The organism is Siccirubricoccus soli (assembly GCF_024178315.1).
GTDB lineage: Bacteria > Pseudomonadota > Alphaproteobacteria > Acetobacterales > Acetobacteraceae > Siccirubricoccus > Siccirubricoccus soli.
Genome location: NZ_JAMZIK010000106.1, coordinates 17,323 through 35,305 on the forward strand (window position 1 = coordinate 17,323; position 17,983 = coordinate 35,305).

The following is a 17,983-nucleotide window of genomic DNA, read 5'->3' on the forward strand; positions in this document are numbered from 1 at the left end:
CGGGGAAAGACCGGAGGATCCCATGAGCGCCGCCCTGCAGCCCCGCGACGAAGGCAGCCTGCCCACCCTCTCCCTCGCGGGCAGCCGCGCCACGCTGCACCTCAACCGGCCGGAGGTGATGAACCGCATCCAGCCGGAGGACATCGTCGAGATCCTCCGCCTGCTGGGCGAGGTCGAGGCGAATCCGGAGATCCGGGCGCTGGTCATCGCCTCCACCGGCAAGTCCTTCTCGGCCGGGGCGCATCTCGGCTCCATGGCCAGGCAGGCGGCGGCGGGCGGCATCAAGGACACGCCGGGCGCGACCTTCGAGGACATGATCAACCGGCTGGAGATGCTGCGGATTCCGACCATCGCCCGGCTGCATGGCGGGGTCTATGGCGGCAGCACGGATCTGGCGCTGGCCTGCGATTTCCGCGTCGGCGTCACGCCGCGCACGGTGATGTTCATGCCCGCCGCCCGCATCGGGGTGCATTATTACGAGAGCGGGCTGCGGCGCTACGTCTCCCGCCTCGGTTTCAACAATGCGAAGCGGCTGTTCATGCTGGCGGAGGAGCAGAGCAGCGAGGAGCTGCTGCGCATCGGCTACCTGACCGATCTGGTGGCGCCGGAGGAGCTGGACGCCCGCATCGACGCCATCGCCGACCGGCTGGGCGAGCTGGCGCCGCTGGCGGTGCAGGGGGCGAAGCGGGCGATCAACGAGATCGGCCACCAGGCGCTGGACGTGGCGGCGCTGCAGGAGCGGATCGCCCAGGCCAAGGCGAGCGAGGACATCAAGGAGGGGCTGCGCGCCTTCCAGGAGAAGCGGAAGCCGGTGTTCCGGGGCCGCTGACGCCTTTCCCGCAGGGCCGCCGCGCGCTGCCGGCCAGGGCGCAGGAGTGATGGTTTCCGACGGCCTTGCGGCCTTTGGTGGGGGTTGGGCGCGCAGCGTCCGGCGAGGGGGGCGAAGCCCCTCTCGAAAGGGTGGGGTCCTGGATGGAAGACGTTGATTGCGTTGTCGCCGGTGCCGGCGTGGTGGGCCTGGCGGTTGCCCGGGCCCTGGCGCTCCGCGGCCGCGAGGTGCTGGTGCTGGACGCCGCCGAGGGCATCGGCACCGAGACCTCCTCCCGCAATTCGGAGGTGATCCATGCCGGCATCTACTACCCCGCCGGCAGCCGCATGGCGCGGCACTGCGTGGCGGGGAAGCGGATGCTCTACGCCTATTGCGCGGAGCGTGGCCTGCCGCATGCCAATTGCGGCAAGCTGATCGTGGCGACGGACGAGGCGGAGGCCGGCAAGCTGGTCTCCATCCAGGGCCGCGCCGCGGCGAATGGCGTGCCGGACCTGAAGCTGCTGACGCGGGAGGAGGCGCTGGCGCTGGAGCCGGCCCTGCATTGCACCGCGGCGCTGCTCTCGCCCTCCACGGGCATCATCGACAGCCATGCCTACATGCTCTCGCTGCAGGGCGATGCGGAGAATGCCGGCGCCACCTTCGTCTTCCACGCGCCGGTGACGGCGGGACGGGTGAGCGGGACGGGAATCGAGATCCAGGTCGGCGGCGTCGAGCCCATGGCGCTGCGCTGCCGTCTCTTCGTGAACTCGGCCGGGCTGCATGCGCCGCGGCTGGCGCGGGCGATCGCCGGCATGCCGCGCCAGCTGATCCCCGAGGCCTATTTCGCCAAGGGCAATTACTTCACCCTGACCGGGAAGAACCCCTTCTCCCGCCTCATCTACCCGGTGCCGGTGCCGGGCGGGCTCGGCACCCATCTCACCATCGACCTGGGCGGCCAGGCGCGCTTCGGGCCCGATGTGGAGTGGGTGGAGACGCTGGACTACGAGGTGGACCCGCGGCGCGGGGAGAGCTTCTACGCCGCCATCCGCCGCTACTGGCCGGGGCTGAAGGATGGCGCGCTGGCGCCGGGCTATTCGGGCATAAGGCCGAAGATCGTCCCGCCCGGGGCGCCGGGCCAGGATTTCACCCCCTGCGGGCCGCGGGAGCATGGCATCCCTGGGCTGCTGCACCTGTTCGGCATCGAAAGTCCAGGGCTTACCGCCTCCCTCTCCCTGGCCGAAGAAGCGGCGGATATGCTGGCGGCGTAACGCTGTTATGCAACCGTTGCGGGTATTTCAGGTAAATTCCTTCACCAGCGCGAAAGCTCTCGCGAGCATGATCGCCTGGGCGGGCCTGTCACGGAATCATGGTGGATCGCTCACGGCCGCGACGGCATTGAGGCCGGGCATCGCATGGGGGCTTTGCGTGCAGGATACTGAGTGGCTGACCTACCTGCTGGACGGCGCCGATGCGCGACCGGATCTGCCGGCGCCACGGGTGGGGGATACGGTGGAATTCCGCATGCTGCATGGCGGGCGGGAGATCGAGGCGTGGCGGCCGGGCGGGGCGCGGCTGGGGCGGCTGCCGCCGGCGGAATCGGCCCTGCTTTCCGGGCTTCTTGCAGAAGACCCGGCCTGGCGGCAGGGCCGCATTGCCGCGCTGGTGCCGCGGCCGCGCCAGGGCGGCGCCCGCATCCATGTGCGGATCGGGACGAGCTGAGCCGGCCTGGTCGGCGCCTGAAGCAGATCAGGCGCGCAGCCTCGCCTGGCGGCCCGGAAAATGCAGCAGGACAAGGGAAGGCTGGCGCGGTTCCACGCCAGCCCGATCGGCCTGGGGCTGCGCCAATTTGACTTAGAGCGAAAAACAAAGCCTCCAGCTGGCCCATAATTTCAAGGGCTTGGGCCTGCCGATAGCCGGTTTTGAGAGGCGCTCTTAGGCAGTTGCAAGTGGCGGGGAATCGCCGGCAGCGGTGATGGCCGGCAGGGCCTGGCTGACGGTGGAGAGCGGTGGGGCTTGCAGGCAGGTCCATGGCGCACCGCGCCTTCCCCGCCCGAGGCATCTCCGCCGCGGGCATGTCCGCTTGGCACGCATGTCCGCTTGGCGCGCATGTCTGGCTCACGCGCATGTCAGACACACAGGGCCAGCTTGGGCAGCGGTGCTAGAGCGCGCCCAGCAGTAGCGCGACCCCCAGCCAAAATCCCGCGGAGAGCAGCAGCGCCAGCACCAGGCCGCGTGCCGGACGCAGCCCGTCGCCATGCGGATCCAGCAGCAAATTGAGGGACTTGCGCCCCAGCGGCCGGATGAAGCTCATGCCCTCCTCGCTTGGTTGTATCGAAAAAGAAATATTCGCGTGCTGGGTGCATTCTGGCACGGCTCTTCGCCCGTTGCAGCAGAATTCACGCGCCGGCCGTGCGGCACTTTCTTGCACCGCCACAATCCGGCCGCAGACGCGTCGCATTCCGGCGCCGGTATTGCGGGAGAAGAGCCTGCCCGGACGCCGGGGCACGTGACGACGGATCGGGGCTTCCCCTCCCCCCAAGGGTCGATGACCCAGGGGGAGATCGCGGGGAAGTCCGGGATGGTCGCCACGGGCAGGTCGGGATGGGCATGAAAGAGAAAGGTGAGACCGTCCATGTTGGGCGTTGATGCGATTGAGACCATGGGTCGCGGCATCAGCCAGGCCATGGCCACCGAGGCCTCCCGCCAGGCGATGGCCAACTACGGCGTGCCACGTGGCCTTTCCCGCTGGCAGGCGCTGCACCCGGCGCTGAAGCGGAGCATGGATGTCGCCGGCGCGGCCACGCTGCTGCTGCTCGCCCTGCCGCTTTTCGCCGTGGTCGCCCTCGTGGTGCGGGCAGATGGCGGGCCGGCCTTCTACGCGCATGAACGGGTGGGGCGCGGCGGGCGGCGCTTCGGCTGCCTGAAATTCCGCTCCATGGTGGTCGATTCGGCCGAGCGCCTGGCACGGCTGCTGGAGACCGACCCGGCGGCGCGGGCCGAGTGGGAGGCGACGCGGAAGCTGAAGAAGGATCCGCGCGTCACCTGGATCGGCCGCCTGCTGCGGGCCAGCAGCCTGGATGAGCTGCCCCAGCTCATCAACGTGCTGCGCGGCGAGATGAGCCTGGTCGGGCCCCGCCCGGTGATCCAGGCGGAGCTGAACGCGCATTACGGCGCGGCCGCCGAGCACTACCTCTCGGTCCGCCCGGGCATCACCGGCCTCTGGCAGATCAGCGGCCGCAACGACACGACCTATGCCGAGCGGGTGGCGCTGGATGTGCGCTATGCGGTCAACCCCTCCCTGCTGGCGGATGTGAAGATCCTGCTGCGCACCCCGATGGCGGTCATCGCCCGGCGCGGCGCCTACTAGCCCTCCCCACGACGACGCTGCGCGTCGCCGCGGGCCCCGGATACCCCATGAAGCCGCGATGCGGCTTCATGGGGACCCCGGATCGCCCGACGATCGGCCCCACGCACAGGCTTCCGCGGCAAAGCCGCGGCAGCCATCAGGCGATCCGGTCGAAGGGCCGGAACGGTCGGCAACCTCTCCTTCGCTTGACCAGCTGCGGCCCGGGGTGCGACGCCCGGCACGACCTGTGGAACCCAGATCTCCCATGTCCGATCCCACCGCCCGTGCCGGCGCCCGCGCCATGGTTTCCGGCGTGTTCTGGAATGCGCTCGGCCGCGGCCTGCCCCTGATGCTGGCCCTGCTGCTGACCCCGGTGCTGGTGCACCAGCTCGGGCTGGAGCGCTGGGGGCTGTTCACCCTGGCGCTCGCCCTGGTCGGCGTCTTCGGCGTCTTCGATTTCGGCGTCGGCCAGGCGCTGACCCGGGCGGTCGCGGAACGGATCGGCGCCGGGCGCGCCGAGGAGGCGACCGGGCTGGTGGCGGCGGCGCTGGCGACCCTGGCGGGCATTTCGCTGGTGGCGGCGGCAGGGCTCTGGCTCGCGGTGCCCGCCCTGGTGCAGCGCCTGCTCTCGGTGCCGGAGGCCTTGCAGCCCCAGGCCATCGCCGCCTTCCGGGTGATGGCGCTGGCCGCGCCGCTGGTGGTGCTGAACGCCGCGCTCTGGGGCGTGCTCGCGGCCTGGCAGCGCTTCCGCGTCGCCAATCTCGCCACCATCCCGGTCAACATCTTCTACTATCTGGGCCCGGTGCTGGTGCTGCTGGTCTGGGACAGTCTGGTCGGGGTGATGCTGGCGCTGGTGGCCTGCCGGCTGGCCAATACCCTCTCCTATATCTGGCTGGTGCGGCCGCTGCTGCCGGGCTTCTCCTGGCGCGGCATCCGGCTGCGGCTGGTGCTGCCGCTGCTGAAGCTCGGCGGCTTCATGACCTTCACCGGCCTCGCCACCCAGGCGCTGCTCTATGCCGACCGCTTCCTGATCGGCGCCATGCTCTCGCTCTCCGCCGTCGCCTTCTATGCGACGCCGCTGGATCTGGTGCTGCGGGTCTGGATCCTGCCGGTGGCAGTGGCGCAGACCCTGCTGCCGGCCTTCGCCGGCGCCTTCCTCAGCGCTCCGGTGGCGACGGCGGCGCTGCTGCGGCGCGGGGCGCTGGCCATCATGGCGATGGTGCTGCCGGCCGCGCTGCTGCTGGTGGTGGCGGCGGGGCCGCTGCTGACCTTGTGGCTCGGCGCGGAATTCGCCGCGGGCGGGGCGCGGGTGCTGCAGATCCTCGGCGTCGGCATCTTCTTCTCCTGCCTCGCCTTCGCGCCGAATGCGCTGCTGGAGGCGATCGGCCGCCCGGATGCAGTGGCCTTGCTGGTGCTGGCGGAGGCGGCGATCTTCCTGCCGCTGGCCGCCCTGCTGCTGCCGGTCCTCGGCATCGAGGGCGCGGCCATCGCCTGGGCGCTGCGGGCGGCCACCGATGTGCTGGCGAAGCTTCTCCTCGCCGCCCGGCTCTACCGCCCGGCCGCGCCCGCCGCCCTGGGGCTGGCGGCGCCGCTGTCCGTGGCGGGGCTGGGGCTGGCGGCGCTGCTGGCGCTGCCCTCCCTGCCCTGGCTGCTGGGGGGCGGGGCGGTGGTGCTGGTCGCCTTCCTCCTTGCCGCCTACCGCGCCCTGCCGGAGGAGGACCGGCTGGCGCTGCGTCATCCGCGGCAATTGCTCCGCCTGAGGTCTGCCTGATGCTTGCGATCAACGGCCGTTTTCTCAGCCAGCGCATGACCGGCGTGCAGCGCTTCGCCCATGAGGTGACGGCGGCGCTGGACGCCATGGCGGCCGAGGGCGCGCTGCCCGGCGCGGCGCTGCTGCTGCCGTCCGGCACCGCCTCCCCGTTCCCGCATCTGCCCGTGCGGCAGGGGCGCATGACGGGCCAGGGCTTCGAGCAGGCGGAGCTGCCGCTCATGGCGCGCGGCCGGGTGCTGCTGAATCTCGGTAATACCGCGCCGCTGGCCATGGGCGGGAGGCAGCTCGTGGTGCTGCACGATGCCGGCGCCTTCGACACGCCGGAGAGCTACTCGCTCGCCTTCCGGAGCTGGTACCGCGTGCTGCACCGGGCGCTGCCAAGACTCGGGGCGCGGATCGTCACCGTCTCCGAATTCTCGCGCGGGCAGCTGGCGCAGCATCTCGGCATCGGCCCGGCACGCATCGCGCTGGTCGGCGAGAGCGGCGAACACATCCTGCGCGAGGCGCCGGACACCGCCTTGCTGACGAAGCATGGGCTGGCGCGGCAGCGCTTCGCCCTCGTCGTCGGCACCCGCGCGGCGCACAAGAATCTCGGCGGGCTGGCGGAGGTGGCGGGGCTGCTCGGCCGGCATGGCATGAAGCTGGCGGTCGCCGGCGCCGTGGACCCGGCGGTGTTCCGCGCCGAGGCCGGGCCGGCGGGCGAGCATGTGGCGCCGCTCGGCCGGGTCTCGGATGCCGAGCTGCGGGGGCTCTACGACACCGCGCTCTGCCTGCTCTTCCCCTCGCGCTATGAGGGCTTCGGCCTGCCGCCGATCGAGGCGATGAGCTGCGGCTGCCCGGTCATCGCCTCCGCCAGCGCCTCCCTGCCCGAAGTCTGCGGCGAGGCGGCGCTGTGGTTCGACCTGAACGGGCCGCGCCGGCTGGTGGATGCGCTGGAGCGGCTGATCACCGAGGACGGCCTCGCCGCCCACCTCGCTGCGGCGGGCCGCGCCCGCGCTGCCGGCTTCACCTGGCGCGGCGCGGCCCAGACCCTTCTTTCCCTCCTGCCCCGGAACGCCGCCTGATGAAGGTTGCCCTGGTCCATGAATGGCTCGAGAGCTATGCCGGCTCGGAGCGGGTCTTCGAGCAATTCATCAGGCTCTGGCCGGAGGCGGATCTCTACGCCGTCTGCGACTTCCTGCCGGAGAAGGAGCGGCATTTCCTCGGCGGCAAGCCCGTGCGCACCAGCTTCATCCAGCGCCTTCCCGGGGCGCGGAAGCATTTCCGGAAATATCTCGGGCTGATGCCCTATGCGGTCGAGCAATTCGACCTCTCGGGCTATGACCTCGTCGTCTCCTCCTCCCATGCCGTGGCCAAGGGCGTGCTGACCGGGCCGGATACGCTGCATGTCAGCTATATCCACTCGCCCATGCGCTATGCCTGGGACATGCAGGCGCAGTATCTGCGCCAGGCGGGGATGGAGCGGGGGCTGAAGAGCCTCTATACGCGCTGGCTGTTCCACCGGCTGCGGCTCTGGGACCGCAGCTCGGCGGCCGGGGTGGACAGCCTCATCGGCAACAGCCGCTACATCGCCGACCGCATCCGCAAGGTCTGGCGGCGGGAGGCGGCGGTGATCCACCCGCCCGTGGATGTGGAGCGCTTCAGCATCGGCACGGCGCCGCGGGGGGAGCATTACCTCATCGCCTCCCGCATGGTGCCCTACAAGCGGGTGGAGCTGGTGGCGGAGGCCTTCCGCCGCATGCCGCACCGGAAGCTCATCATCACCGGGGACGGGCCGAACCTGGCGCTGGTGCAGGCGGCGGCGAGCGGCGCGTCCAACATCGAGCTGCGCGGCCATGTGGCGCAGGCGGAGCTGGTCTCGCTGATCCAGACGGCGAAGGCCTTCGTCTTCGCGGCGGAGGAGGATTTCGGCATCGGCATGGTGGAGGCGCAGGCGGCCGGCGCGCCGCTCATCGCCTTCGGGCGGGGCGGGGCGAAGGATATCGTGCGGCCGGAGACCGGCGTGCTGTTCCCGGAACAGAGCGCGGACTCGATCATCGAGGCGGTGCAGGCCTTCGAGGCGGGGGCACCGATCGCCGCCGAGGCCTGCCGGGAAAATGCGCTGCGGTTCTCGGCGGAGAATTTCCGCAGGGCGATCGCCGCGCATGTCCAGACCCTGTTGAGGGGGGCTTCGCCCCCCTCAAGCTCCCCCCACCAAGGGCCGGTTGGACATGCATCTCCAACCCCTTGGAACCCTTGAGTCGGCTATGATGAGCAATCCGCGCTTCTCTCTCGTTGTCGCCACGCTGGGGCGTACGCAGGAGCTGGCGGAGCTGTTCGACAGCCTGCTGCAACAGGACGCCTCCCTGGAGGTGATCGTGGTGGACCAGAACCGCGACGAGCGGCTGGCGCCGGTCATCGAACACTATGCGGGCCGGCTGCCGCTGCTGCACTGGCGCAGCGCGATCAACAACGCCAACAACGCACGGAATCTTGGGCTGCGGCTGGCGCGAGGCGAGATCGTCGGCTTCCCGGATGATGACTGCCTCTATCCGGAGGGGCTGCTGCGGCAGGTGGACGCGGCCTTCCGGGCCGATCCGGCGCTGCAGCTTCTCACCGGGCCAGCGGCCTCGCCGGAGGGCGGGCTGGGCTCCGGGCGGTGGCACGATGCGGCCGGGGGGATCACGCCGCGGACCGTCTGGACCAGCGTCATCGAGTTCAACCTCTTCCTCAGGCGGGAGACGGCGCTGGCGCTGGGCGGCTTCGACGAAAGACTGGGCCCGGGCACCTGGTTCGGCTCGGCGGAGGGGAACGATCTCGTCCTCCGGGCGCTGGCGGCGGGGCACCGGGCCGTCTATGCGCCGGGGCAGCGCATCATCCACCCGGACAAGCGGCTGACGCCGGTGGCGGTGGCCCGGGCTGCCGCCTATGGGCGGGGGCTCGGCCATGTGATGCGGCGGCATGGGCTGCCGCCGGGCATCTGGGCGCCCTTCGTCATCCGCCCGATCGGCGGGGCGCTGCTGAATGCGCTGCGCGGGCGCTTCCTCGCGGCGCGGTATTTCCTGGCCAGCCTGACCGGGCGGGTGCAGGGCTTCCTCGCCCCGCCCAGCCCGGCCGTGCTGGCGCCGCTGACGGAGGCGCCGCGATGAGGGTCGCCATCGGCATCGCCACCCGCGGCCGCCCGGCCATCCTGGCGGAGGTGCTGCGGGAGCTGCGGCAGCAGACGCGGCAGCCTGACCGCATCATCGTCTGCCATGTGGCGCCCGAGGATATCGGCGAGAGGCAGCCGGGGGTGGAATACCTCACCGCCCCGGCCGGGCTGCCGCGGCAGCGCAACGCCATCATGGCGGAATGCGGCGATTGCGACGCGGTGCTGTTCCTGGATGACGACTTCCTCGCCGCGCCGGCCTATCTCGCCGCCACCGAGGCGGGTTTCGAGGCCTGGCCCGATGTGGTGGTGACGACGGGAACGGTGCTGGCGGATGGCGCCAGGGGGCCGGGGCTGAGCGTGGCGGAGGGGCGCGCGGTGCTGGCGCGGGATGCCTATGCCGGGGCCTGGCTGGAGGCGCAGCCGCATTTCAACGGCTATGGCTGCAACATGGCGGTGCGGCTTTCCGTGGTGCGGGAGCATGGCATCCGGGTGGACGAGGCCCTGCCCGCCTATGCCTGGTACGAGGATATCGACTTCACCCGCGCCCTTGGCCGGCATGGCCGGATCATCCGGCTGGCGGCGGCGCGGGGCGTGCATCTGGGCGTGAAGGTCGGGCGGACGCCGGGCCTGCGGCTCGGCTACTCCCAGGTGGCGAATTCCATCTACCTGGCGCGCAAGGGCACCTACCCCTGGGACCACGCCCTGCGAAGCGTGGCGCGGCATTGCGCCCTGAACCTCGCGCGCAGCCCCTGGCCCGAGCCCTGGGCGGACAGATGGGGCCGCTTCAAGGGCAATATGCTGGCCTTCCTGGACCTCGCACGTGGCCGCATGTCCCCCGGACGCATCAATGAGCTTTGAACATGGTTTCCAAAGGCCCTTCGGCCTTATGGGAATCCCATCGACGATGCTCCGCATCGCCGATGGGGGCCCTTCATGGGGGAGCATGAGGGGCCAAAGCCTCCTCGTGGGCCGCTGATGCAGGACGTGCTCTATGTCCTGTCCAAGCTGCTCTGGCTGCCCGCCCGCCCGGGCACCTTCGCCCTGCTGCTCGGCTTGGTCGGTCTGGCCGCCCTGTGGCGCGGCCGCCGCTGGGGCCGCTGGCCCCTGCTGGCCGGGCTCGGCTTCTACCTCGCCCTGCTGGTCCTGCCGCTGCACCAATGGGTCCAGCTGCCGCTGGAGGAACGCTTCCCCCGCCCGGCCGTGGAGCCCGCCCATATCGACGGCATCGTGGTCCTCGGCGGCGCGGTGGAGCAGAACCTGACCGAGGCCCGCGGCCTGCCCGCGCTGAACGGCGCGGCGGAGCGCATGACCGAGCCCGTGGCCCTGCTGCGCCGCCATCCGGAGGCGCGGCTGGTCTTCACCGGCGGCCAGGGCTCGCCCCTGCATGGCGGGGTGACGGAGGCGGATGTCGCCCGCCAGCTCTGGCTCTCCCTCGGCGTGCCGGCGGAGCGGATGCAGTTCGAGACGGCGGCGCGCAACACTCATGAGAACGCTGTCAATACCCTGGCCCTGGCGGCGCCGAAGCCGGGGGAGATTTGGCTGCTCGTCACCTCGGCCAGCCACATGCCGCGTTCCATGGGGGTGTTCCGGGCAGCCGGCTGGAAGATCGCCGCCTGGCCGGTCAACTACCGCACCGGCCACACCGTTGCGGTCTGGTACGATGCCAGCTTCCCGGTGCGGCTGGGCGAATTCGAATGGGGGCTGAAGGAGTGGGTCGGGCTGCTCGCCTACCGGCTGATGGGGCGGACGGAGGCGCTGTTCCCGGCGCCGTGAGAAGCGCATGGGTTGTGCGGCCGTGTCACGTATCAGCCATGGACGCGCCATGCCCCTTTTCCTCGCCCTGCCCCTCCCGCCCCCCCTGGCCCTCTGGCGCCGCGACGCGCCCGCGGAGCCGGCGCCGCGCCGCATGATGCCCGAGACCGCCGAGGACGAGGCGCTGATGCGCGCCGCGGCGGGGGGCGACCGCTCCGCCTTCGGCCTGCTGGTCCACCGGCATGGGGCGCGGGTGCTGCGCCTCGCCCTGCGGGTGCTCGGCCAGCCGGCGGAGGCGGAAGAGGTGGCGCAGGAGGCGCTGCTGCGCGCCTGGCAGGCGGCGGGCAGCTTCGATCCGGGGCGGGCGCGCTTCACCACCTGGCTGCACCGCATCGTGGTGAACTTGGCGATCGACCGCGCCCGGCGTCTGGCCACCGCCGGCCCCCGGACCGGGCCAGAGGCGCTGGAAGCCTGGCCCGACCCGGGCCCGGACCCCGAGGCGCAGGCGGCCAGCGCGCAGCAGGAGGCGGGGCTGCGCGCGGCGCTGGCCAGGCTGGCGCCAAAATACCGGGCGGCGATCGCCCTGGCCTATGAGGAAGGGCTGAGCGGCGCCGAGGCGGCCGCGGCCCTCGGGCTTTCGGAACGGGCGCTGGAAGGGGTGCTGTACCGCGCCCGCCAGGCGCTGCGCCGGCATCTGGAGGAAGGGTCATGACCCGGAAGCACTGGGAGGATGACGCGCTGGAGGCGGCGCTGCGCCGTGCCCTGCCCCGGCCCGACGCGGCCGCGGTGGCGCGGCTGGAGGCGGCGGTCGCGCGGCGCATCGCCCGCTCTCCCCTGCCTGCCCCGCCCGGGCCGCTCGTCCGGCTGCGGGCGGGGCTGCCGGAGCTGATCCCGGCCGGCTGGGGGGCGCTGGCCGCCGCGGCGGGCTGCGCCGTCTGGCTCGGCCTGCATCCGGTGACCCATGCCGCCCCGCAGGCGGCCTATGACCCGCTGGGACCGCTGCTGTCCCTGCCGGTGGCGGGGGAGTTCCTGTGAAACTGACCTGGCAGAAGGTGCTGGGGGCGCTGCTCGGCGCCTCCGTGGTGCTCAACCTGGTGCTCGGCGGGCTCTGGCTCGCCCAGCCGGAGCGTGGGCGCGGCGGCCCGGCCCGCGGCTTCGAGCGGATGATCGGCCGGCTGGAAGCCTCGCTGCCCGAGGCCGACCGGCCGCGCTTCCGCGAGGTGCTGCAGACGGAGCGGCCGCGCTATGCCGAGGCGCTGCAGGCGCTCCGCGCCTCCCGCGCCGAGGTGGATGCGGCCATGCTGCGCCAGCCCTTCGACCCGGCCGTGCTGCAGCAGGCCATGGCCCGTTCCTCCGAGCGCTGGGCGGAGTTCAGCACGAAGTTCGGGGAGACCCTGGCCCTGGCGCTCGCGGCGGTCTCGCCGGAAGGCCGCGCCCGGGTCGCCGCGGCGAGCCCGCCTGGGGAGTGATGGCCTTGGCTTCTTCCCGCAGGGCGGCGCTGCTGCTGGCGTTGCCGCTGGCCGGCTGCGGCTGGCTGACCCCTGGCCCGACCAGCTCGGGCCTCACCCTGCCCGCCCGCATGGCCGGCGCCGAGGGCGCGGCCGAGCCGGCCTGGCCCGACCCGGAATGGTGGCGCGGCTTCGGCGCGCCGGAGCTGGACAGGCTGATGGCCGAGGCCATGCAGGCCAACAACGACATGGCGGCGGCGGCGGCGCGCATCCTCCAGGCCGATGCGCAGCTTCGCATCGCCGGCGCCGCGCTGCTGCCGACGGTGGATTTCGCCGGCCAGGCGACCCGCAGCCAGAGCGGCAGCGTGAACACCGCGAGCGTGACCGGCGCCCGCACCGCGCGGGTGCGCGTCACCTCCTCCGACCGCATCGCGCTGTCCGCCAGCTACGAGATCGATTTCTGGGGCAAGAACCGGGCGGCGACGGAGGCGGCGCAGCTCGCCGCGACCTCGGCCCGCTTCGCCTGGGCGACGCTGATGCTCACCACCCAGGCCTCCGTCGCCAACACCTATTTCGCCCTGCTGGCCTTCACCGAGCAGCTCAAGCTGCAGCGGCAGAACCTCGAGATCGCGGAGCGGGTGCGGCAGGTGATCGCGGACCGCGTCACGGTCGGCACCGGCACCGGGCTGGACCTGGCGCAGCAGGAGACCGTGGTGGCGCAGCAGCGGGCGGCGATCCCGCCGCTGGTCCAGCAGCTGGAGCAGAACCGCAACGCGCTCGGCACGCTGATCGGCCGGCCGCCGGAGGGCATCGCCCTGGCCGCCGACGTCTTCACCCGCGTCGCCGTGCCGCGCGTCATGCCCGGTCTGCCGGCGGAGGTGCTGGCGCGGCGGCCGGACGTGCTGAGCGCGGAATCCGACCTCGCCGCCGCCCAGGCCAGTGTGGTGGCGGCGCGGGCGGCGCTGCTGCCCTCCGTCACCCTCACCGGCTCCGGCGGCTATACCTCGCTCGCGCTCGAGACCCTGACCCGGCCGAGTTCGCTGATCTTCACCTTGGCAGCCGGCATCGCCCAGCCCATCTTCGAGGGCGGCAGGCTGCGCGGCCAGGTGCAGTTCAACGAGGCGCGGGCGCAGGAGCTGCTGGCGACCTATCGCGGCGCCATCCTGGCGGCGCTGGTGGATACCGAGAACGCCCTGGTCGGGCTGCGCCAGGCGACGGAGCAGGAGGCGCTGCAGGCCGAGGCGGTACGGATGGCGGAGCGCGCCTACGCCATCTCGGAGGCGCAGCTGCGCGCCGGCACCATCGACCTGATCACCCTGCTGAACACCCAGCAGACGCTGTTCTCCGCCCGCAACACCCTCACCTCGGCGCGCCTTGCGCGGCTGCAGGCGGCGGTCGGGCTGTTTCGCGCCCTTGGCGGCGGATGGGGCAATACATGAATCATCATCCCGGGACCCCGCAACCTCTCTCCCCGCCGGCAACCTCGCCGGGGGCTGGCGTTCCCCCTCCTGGCACGAAGGTCCGGCCCCGCCGCATGCGTCGCCTTCTCCTCATCCTGCTGACGCTCGGCCTGCTGGGCGGCGCGGGCGCCGGCGGCTGGTACTGGTGGCAGCAGCGCCAGCCGGCCCAGCCGGGCACCACCGCTGCCGCCGGCTCCGTGCTGCGTCGGCCGGGCGGGCCGGGGAATATCCCCGTGCCGGTGACGGCGGCGGCGGCCCGGGTGCAGGATCTGCCCATCCTGCTCGAGGCCATCGGCACGGTGCAGGCCCTCAACACCATCACGGTCCGCGCCCAGGTGGACGGGCAGTTGCTGGAGATCGCCTTCACCGAAGGGCAGATGGTGAAGCAGGGCGATGTCCTGGCGCGGATCGACCCGCGCCCCTACCAGGCGGCGCTGGACCAGGCCGTTGCCAAGAAGGCGCAGGACGAGGCGCTGCTGGCCAATGCGCGGGTGGACCTGCAGCGCTACGCCCAGTTGGCGGCCAATGCCGGCGTCTCCCGCCAGCAGCAGGACACGCAGCGGGCGACGGTCGCGCAGTACGAGGCCATGGTCGCTTCCGACCAGGCGGCGATCGATGCGGCGCGGACGCAGCTTTCCTTCACCACCATCCGCTCCCCCATCGAGGGGCGCGTCGGCCTGCGGCTGGTGGACCCGGGCAATCTGGTCCGGTCCGGGGATGCGACGGGCATCGTCACCGTCTCCCAGCTCCAGCCCATCGCCGTCACCTTCACCCTGCCGCAGCAGGAGGTGGGGCGGGTGTTGGATGCGCTGGGGCGCGGCAAGGTGCCGGTGACGGCGCTGCGCCCCGGCGGCACGGCGGAGGGCGAGCTGCTCACCCTCGACAACGCGGTCGATCCGCAGACCGGCACCATCAAGCTGAAGGCGGTGTTCCCAAACGAGGACGGCAAGCTCTGGCCCGGCGCCTTCGTCAATGTCCGGCTGCGGATCGAGACGCTGCCGCGCGTCACCACCATCCCGCTGGTCGCGGTGCAGCGCGGGCCGGAGGGCAGCTTCGCCTATGTGGTGAAGCCGGACAGCACGGTGGAGCAGCGCATGCTGCGGCTCGGCGTGCTGACCGCGAATGACGCGGTGGTGCTGAGCGGCGTCGCGCCGGGCGACCGGGTGGTGACCTCCGGCGGGCTGCGCCTCAGCGCCGGCGCGACGGTGGCGGTGAGCGAGGATGGCGGGCCGGTGGCGCCGGACCCGGTGCCGGGTCAGCGCCGCCTGCGGCCGCGCCAGGCGGCGGATGCGCGGTAGCAGGGGAACGGCCGGGCCATGAACATCTCCGCCCCCTTCATCGCCCGGCCCATCGCCACCTGGCTGCTGGCGCTGGCCGTGCTGCTGCTCGGCGTGCTCGGCTACATGCGCCTGCCGGTCTCCGCCCTGCCGGAGGTGGATTTCCCGACCATCGAGGTCTCGACCAACCTGCCCGGCGCCTCGCCGGAGACGGTGGCGCTGCTGGTCACCGCCTCATTGGAACGGCAATTGGCGCCGATCTCGGGGCTGACCGACATCGTTTCCGTCTCCGGCCCCGGCACCAGCCGCATCACCCTGCAATTCTCGCTCGACCGCAACATCGACGACGCCGCGCAGGACGTGCAGGCGGCGATCAACGCAGCGCGCGGCACCCTGCCGAGCACCCTGCCCTACCCGCCCACTTATTCCAAGGTGAACCCGGCGGACCCGCCCATCATCACCCTGGCCCTGACCAGCGACACCCTGCCGATCCACCAACTCTCGGACGCCGCGGACACACTGCTGGCGCAGCGGCTGAGCCAGGTGAGCGGCGTCGGCCGCGTCATCGTCCAGGGCAGCATGCGGCCGGCCATCCGGCTGCAGGCGGACCCCCGGCGGCTGGCCGCCTACGGCCTCTCGCTGGAGGATGTGCGCAGCGCCGTGACCGCCGGCAACGTGAACACGCCGAAGGGCAGCGTGGACGGGCCGCGCCAGGCCAGCGCGGTGATGGCGAACGACCAGATCCAGGCGCCGGAGGATTTCAACACCCTCATCATCGCCTACCGCAACGGCGCGCCGGTGCGGCTGCGCGATGTCGGCAGCGCGGTGCGGGATCTGGAGAACACGCTGAACGGCGCCTGGTTCGATGGCCGCCCGGCCGTGCTGCTGGACGTGCAGCGCCAGCCCGGCGCCAACATCGTGCGCACGGTGGAGCAGGTGCGCGGCCAGCTCGCCATGCTGCAGCGCGCCCTGCCCACGGGCGCCAGCCTGCATGTGGTGGCGGACCGGACGGAGACGATCCGCGCCTCCGTCCATGACGTGCAGTTCACCCTGGTGCTGTCGGTCTTCCTCGTCGTCGCGGTCATCTGGCTGTTCCTGCGGAACCTGCGGGCCACCATCATCCCGGGCGTCGCCCTGCCGCTCTCGCTGCTCGGCACCTTCGCGATCATGGCCTTCTGCGGCTTCTCGCTGGACAACCTCTCGCTGATGGCGCTGACCATCGCGACCGGCTTCGTCGTGGACGACGCCATCGTGATGATCGAGAACATCGTCCGGCTGATCGAGGAGGGGAAGAAGCCGCTGCAGGCGGCCTATGAAGGCGCGCGGCAGATCGGCTTCACCGTCATCTCGCTGACCGTCTCCCTGGTCGCCGTGTTCATCCCGCTGCTCTTCATGCCGGGGGTAGTAGGGCGACTGTTCCAGGAATTCGCCCTGGTCCTGGCCATTTCCGTCACCGTCTCCATGTTCGTCTCCCTGACCCTGACGCCGATGATGTGCGGCCAGATGCTGCGGCACGAGGCGGCCGGCGGCGGCTGGGTGGGCCGGATGTTCGAGCGGGGCTTCGAGGCGATGCGCCAGGCCTATGGGCGCAGCCTGCACTGGACCCTGCGGCACGAGGGGGCGATGCTGCTGCTGGCGGCGGCGACCCTGGCCGGGACCGTCGCGCTCTATGCCTTCATGCCGAAGGGCTTCCTGCCGCAGCAGGATACCGGCCTCATCGTCGCCACGGTGGAGGGGCCGCAGGATGCCTCCTTCTCCCGCATGTCCGCGTTGCAGCACGCCGCGGCGGAGGCGATCCGGGCCGATCCGGACGTGGTCGCCGTGACCTCCGTGGTCGGGGCGGGCATCGTCAACCCGGCCTCCAACACCGGCCGCATCACCGCCGTGCTGCGGCCGCGGGAGCTGCGGGAGGCGACGGCACAGGAGATCGCGCTGCGGATGCAGCCGGCGCTGGATGCGCTGCCGGGGGTCGCGGTGCACCTGGCGCCGGTGCAGGACATCCAGATCGGCGCCCGGCCCGGCGCCAGCGCCTACCAGTACACGCTGATGGCGCCGGACGGGGCGGAGCTGGCGCAATTCGCCACCCGGCTGCAGGCGCATCTGGCGACGCTGCCGCTGTTCCGCGACCTCGCCTCCGACCAGCGCGAGGGCGGGCACCGCGTAACGGTGGATGTGGACCGCGACGCGGCAGGGCGGCTCGGCGTGACCATGCAGGCGATCGACGACACGCTCTACGACGCCTTCGGCCAGCGCCAGATCAGCACCATCTACGCCCAGAACAATCAGTACCGCGTGGTGCTGGAGGCGACGCCCGAGATCCGCGACGACCCGAGCGTGATCGGCCAGCTCCGCGTGCCGGCGCAGAACGCGCCGAGCGCCCTGGCGACCACGACCCAGGCGGGCAGCAGCGTGGATCCGCAGGTGCCGCTGGCCGAGATCGCCCGCATCGGCCGCGCCGCCGGGCCGCTGACGGTGACGAAGCAGGCGCAATTCCCCGCCATCACGCTGAGCTTCGACCTCGCCCCCGGCGCCTCGCTCGGCGCCGCGGTCACGGCGATCGAGCAGGCGGAGCGGGAGCTGGAGATGCCGCAGACCATCATCGGCAGCTTCGCCGGGGATGCGGCGGAGTTCCAGCGCTCCCTGGAAGGGGAGCCCTGGCTGATCCTCGCCGCCATCATCGTCATCTACATCACCCTCGGCGTGCTCTACGAGAGCGTGATCCACCCGGTGACGATCCTCTCCACCCTGCCCTCCGCCGGCATCGGCGCGCTGCTGGCGCTGCTGGCCTTCGGCCTCGACCTCTCGGTGGTCGGGCTGATCGGCATCGTGCTGCTGATGGGCATCGTGAAGAAGAACGCCATCATGATGATCGACTTCGCGCTGGAGGCGCAGCGCGACCACGGGCGGGGCGCGCGGGAGGCGATCATCGAGGCCTCGCTGCTGCGCTTCCGCCCCATCATGATGACGACCATGGCGGCGCTGCTCGGCGCC

17 protein-coding genes are annotated in these 17,983 nt (G+C 71.9%); 16 read left to right on the forward strand and 1 reads right to left on the reverse strand.

Features of this window, described 5'->3' with window-relative positions; genetic code table 11:
- The first annotated feature begins 22 nt into the window (after nucleotides 1–22).
- The 3 genes from NJ376_RS17000 to NJ376_RS17010 all read left to right on the forward strand — a co-directional run bounded on the left by NJ376_RS17000 (nucleotide 23) and on the right by NJ376_RS17010 (nucleotide 2,527).
- Entirely contained in the window at nucleotides 23–829 is an 807-nt protein-coding gene (locus tag NJ376_RS17000) for an enoyl-CoA hydratase/isomerase family protein (RefSeq protein ID WP_252954477.1), read from the forward strand.
- Nucleotides 830–972: 143 nt separating this feature from the next.
- Nucleotides 973–2,076, forward strand: a complete 1,104-nt coding sequence (locus NJ376_RS17005; RefSeq protein ID WP_252954478.1) for an NAD(P)/FAD-dependent oxidoreductase — start codon at nucleotides 973–975, stop codon at nucleotides 2,074–2,076.
- Nucleotides 2,077–2,233: 157 nt separating this feature from the next.
- A complete protein-coding gene (locus tag NJ376_RS17010) occupies nucleotides 2,234–2,527 on the forward strand; it encodes a hypothetical protein (protein ID WP_252954479.1) in 294 nt (97 codons plus the stop codon).
- A gap of 439 nt (nucleotides 2,528–2,966) precedes the next feature.
- Here NJ376_RS17010 and NJ376_RS17015 read toward each other — a convergent pair whose 3' ends face one another.
- On the reverse strand, nucleotides 2,967–3,119 hold the full coding sequence (locus tag NJ376_RS17015) for a hypothetical protein (protein WP_252954480.1): 153 nt from the start codon (nucleotides 3,117–3,119) through the stop codon (nucleotides 2,967–2,969).
- A 321-nt stretch (nucleotides 3,120–3,440) separates the two neighbouring features.
- Here NJ376_RS17015 and NJ376_RS17020 point away from each other — a divergent pair, with 321 nt between their 5' ends.
- From NJ376_RS17020 to NJ376_RS17080, 13 genes are all read left to right on the forward strand, one after another.
- Nucleotides 3,441–4,175, forward strand: coding sequence for a sugar transferase (locus tag NJ376_RS17020; protein ID WP_252954481.1), 735 nt, complete (start codon nucleotides 3,441–3,443; stop codon nucleotides 4,173–4,175).
- A gap of 244 nt (nucleotides 4,176–4,419) precedes the next feature.
- Nucleotides 4,420–5,925 (forward strand): flippase, encoded by a 1,506-nt coding sequence (locus NJ376_RS17025; protein ID WP_252954482.1) that lies wholly within the window; start codon nucleotides 4,420–4,422, stop codon nucleotides 5,923–5,925.
- Entirely contained in the window at nucleotides 5,925–6,989 is a 1,065-nt protein-coding gene (locus NJ376_RS17030; RefSeq protein ID WP_252954483.1) for a glycosyltransferase family 4 protein, read from the forward strand. The genes NJ376_RS17025 and NJ376_RS17030 overlap by 1 nt, the downstream gene beginning before the upstream one ends.
- Entirely contained in the window at nucleotides 6,989–8,164 is a 1,176-nt protein-coding gene (locus NJ376_RS17035) for a glycosyltransferase (protein ID WP_252954484.1), read from the forward strand. The genes NJ376_RS17030 and NJ376_RS17035 overlap by 1 nt, the downstream gene beginning before the upstream one ends.
- A 10-nt stretch (nucleotides 8,165–8,174) precedes the next feature.
- Nucleotides 8,175–9,053 (forward strand): glycosyltransferase family 2 protein, encoded by an 879-nt coding sequence (locus NJ376_RS17040; protein WP_252954485.1) that lies wholly within the window; start codon nucleotides 8,175–8,177, stop codon nucleotides 9,051–9,053.
- Nucleotides 9,050–9,913: a glycosyltransferase family 2 protein gene (locus tag NJ376_RS17045; protein WP_252954486.1), complete on the forward strand. Its 864-nt coding sequence runs from the start codon at nucleotides 9,050–9,052 to the stop codon at nucleotides 9,911–9,913. The genes NJ376_RS17040 and NJ376_RS17045 overlap by 4 nt, the downstream gene beginning before the upstream one ends.
- 117 nt (nucleotides 9,914–10,030) lie before the next feature.
- The gene (locus NJ376_RS17050) at nucleotides 10,031–10,828 is read left to right on the forward strand and encodes a YdcF family protein (RefSeq protein ID WP_252954487.1); all 798 of its coding nucleotides are present in this window, start codon (nucleotides 10,031–10,033) and stop codon (nucleotides 10,826–10,828) included.
- A 49-nt stretch (nucleotides 10,829–10,877) separates the two neighbouring features.
- A complete protein-coding gene (locus NJ376_RS17055; RefSeq protein ID WP_252954488.1) occupies nucleotides 10,878–11,519 on the forward strand; it encodes a sigma-70 family RNA polymerase sigma factor in 642 nt (213 codons plus the stop codon).
- Nucleotides 11,516–11,842 carry a hypothetical protein gene (locus NJ376_RS17060; protein WP_252954489.1) on the forward strand — a complete coding sequence of 109 codons (327 nt, stop codon included), beginning with the start codon at nucleotides 11,516–11,518 and terminating at the stop codon, nucleotides 11,840–11,842. Before NJ376_RS17055 ends, NJ376_RS17060 begins: the two co-directional genes overlap by 4 nt.
- Nucleotides 11,839–12,276, forward strand: a complete 438-nt coding sequence (locus tag NJ376_RS17065; RefSeq protein ID WP_252954490.1) for a periplasmic heavy metal sensor — start codon at nucleotides 11,839–11,841, stop codon at nucleotides 12,274–12,276. Before NJ376_RS17060 ends, NJ376_RS17065 begins: the two co-directional genes overlap by 4 nt.
- Nucleotides 12,277–12,281: 5 nt before the next feature.
- The gene (locus tag NJ376_RS17070; protein WP_252954491.1) at nucleotides 12,282–13,694 is read left to right on the forward strand and encodes an efflux transporter outer membrane subunit; all 1,413 of its coding nucleotides are present in this window, start codon (nucleotides 12,282–12,284) and stop codon (nucleotides 13,692–13,694) included.
- Between the two features lie 95 nt (nucleotides 13,695–13,789).
- Entirely contained in the window at nucleotides 13,790–15,013 is a 1,224-nt protein-coding gene (locus tag NJ376_RS17075) for an efflux RND transporter periplasmic adaptor subunit (protein ID WP_252954492.1), read from the forward strand.
- Between the two features lie 18 nt (nucleotides 15,014–15,031).
- On the forward strand, nucleotides 15,032–17,983 hold a 2,952-nt coding region (locus NJ376_RS17080; RefSeq protein WP_252954493.1), incomplete at its 3' end, for an efflux RND transporter permease subunit.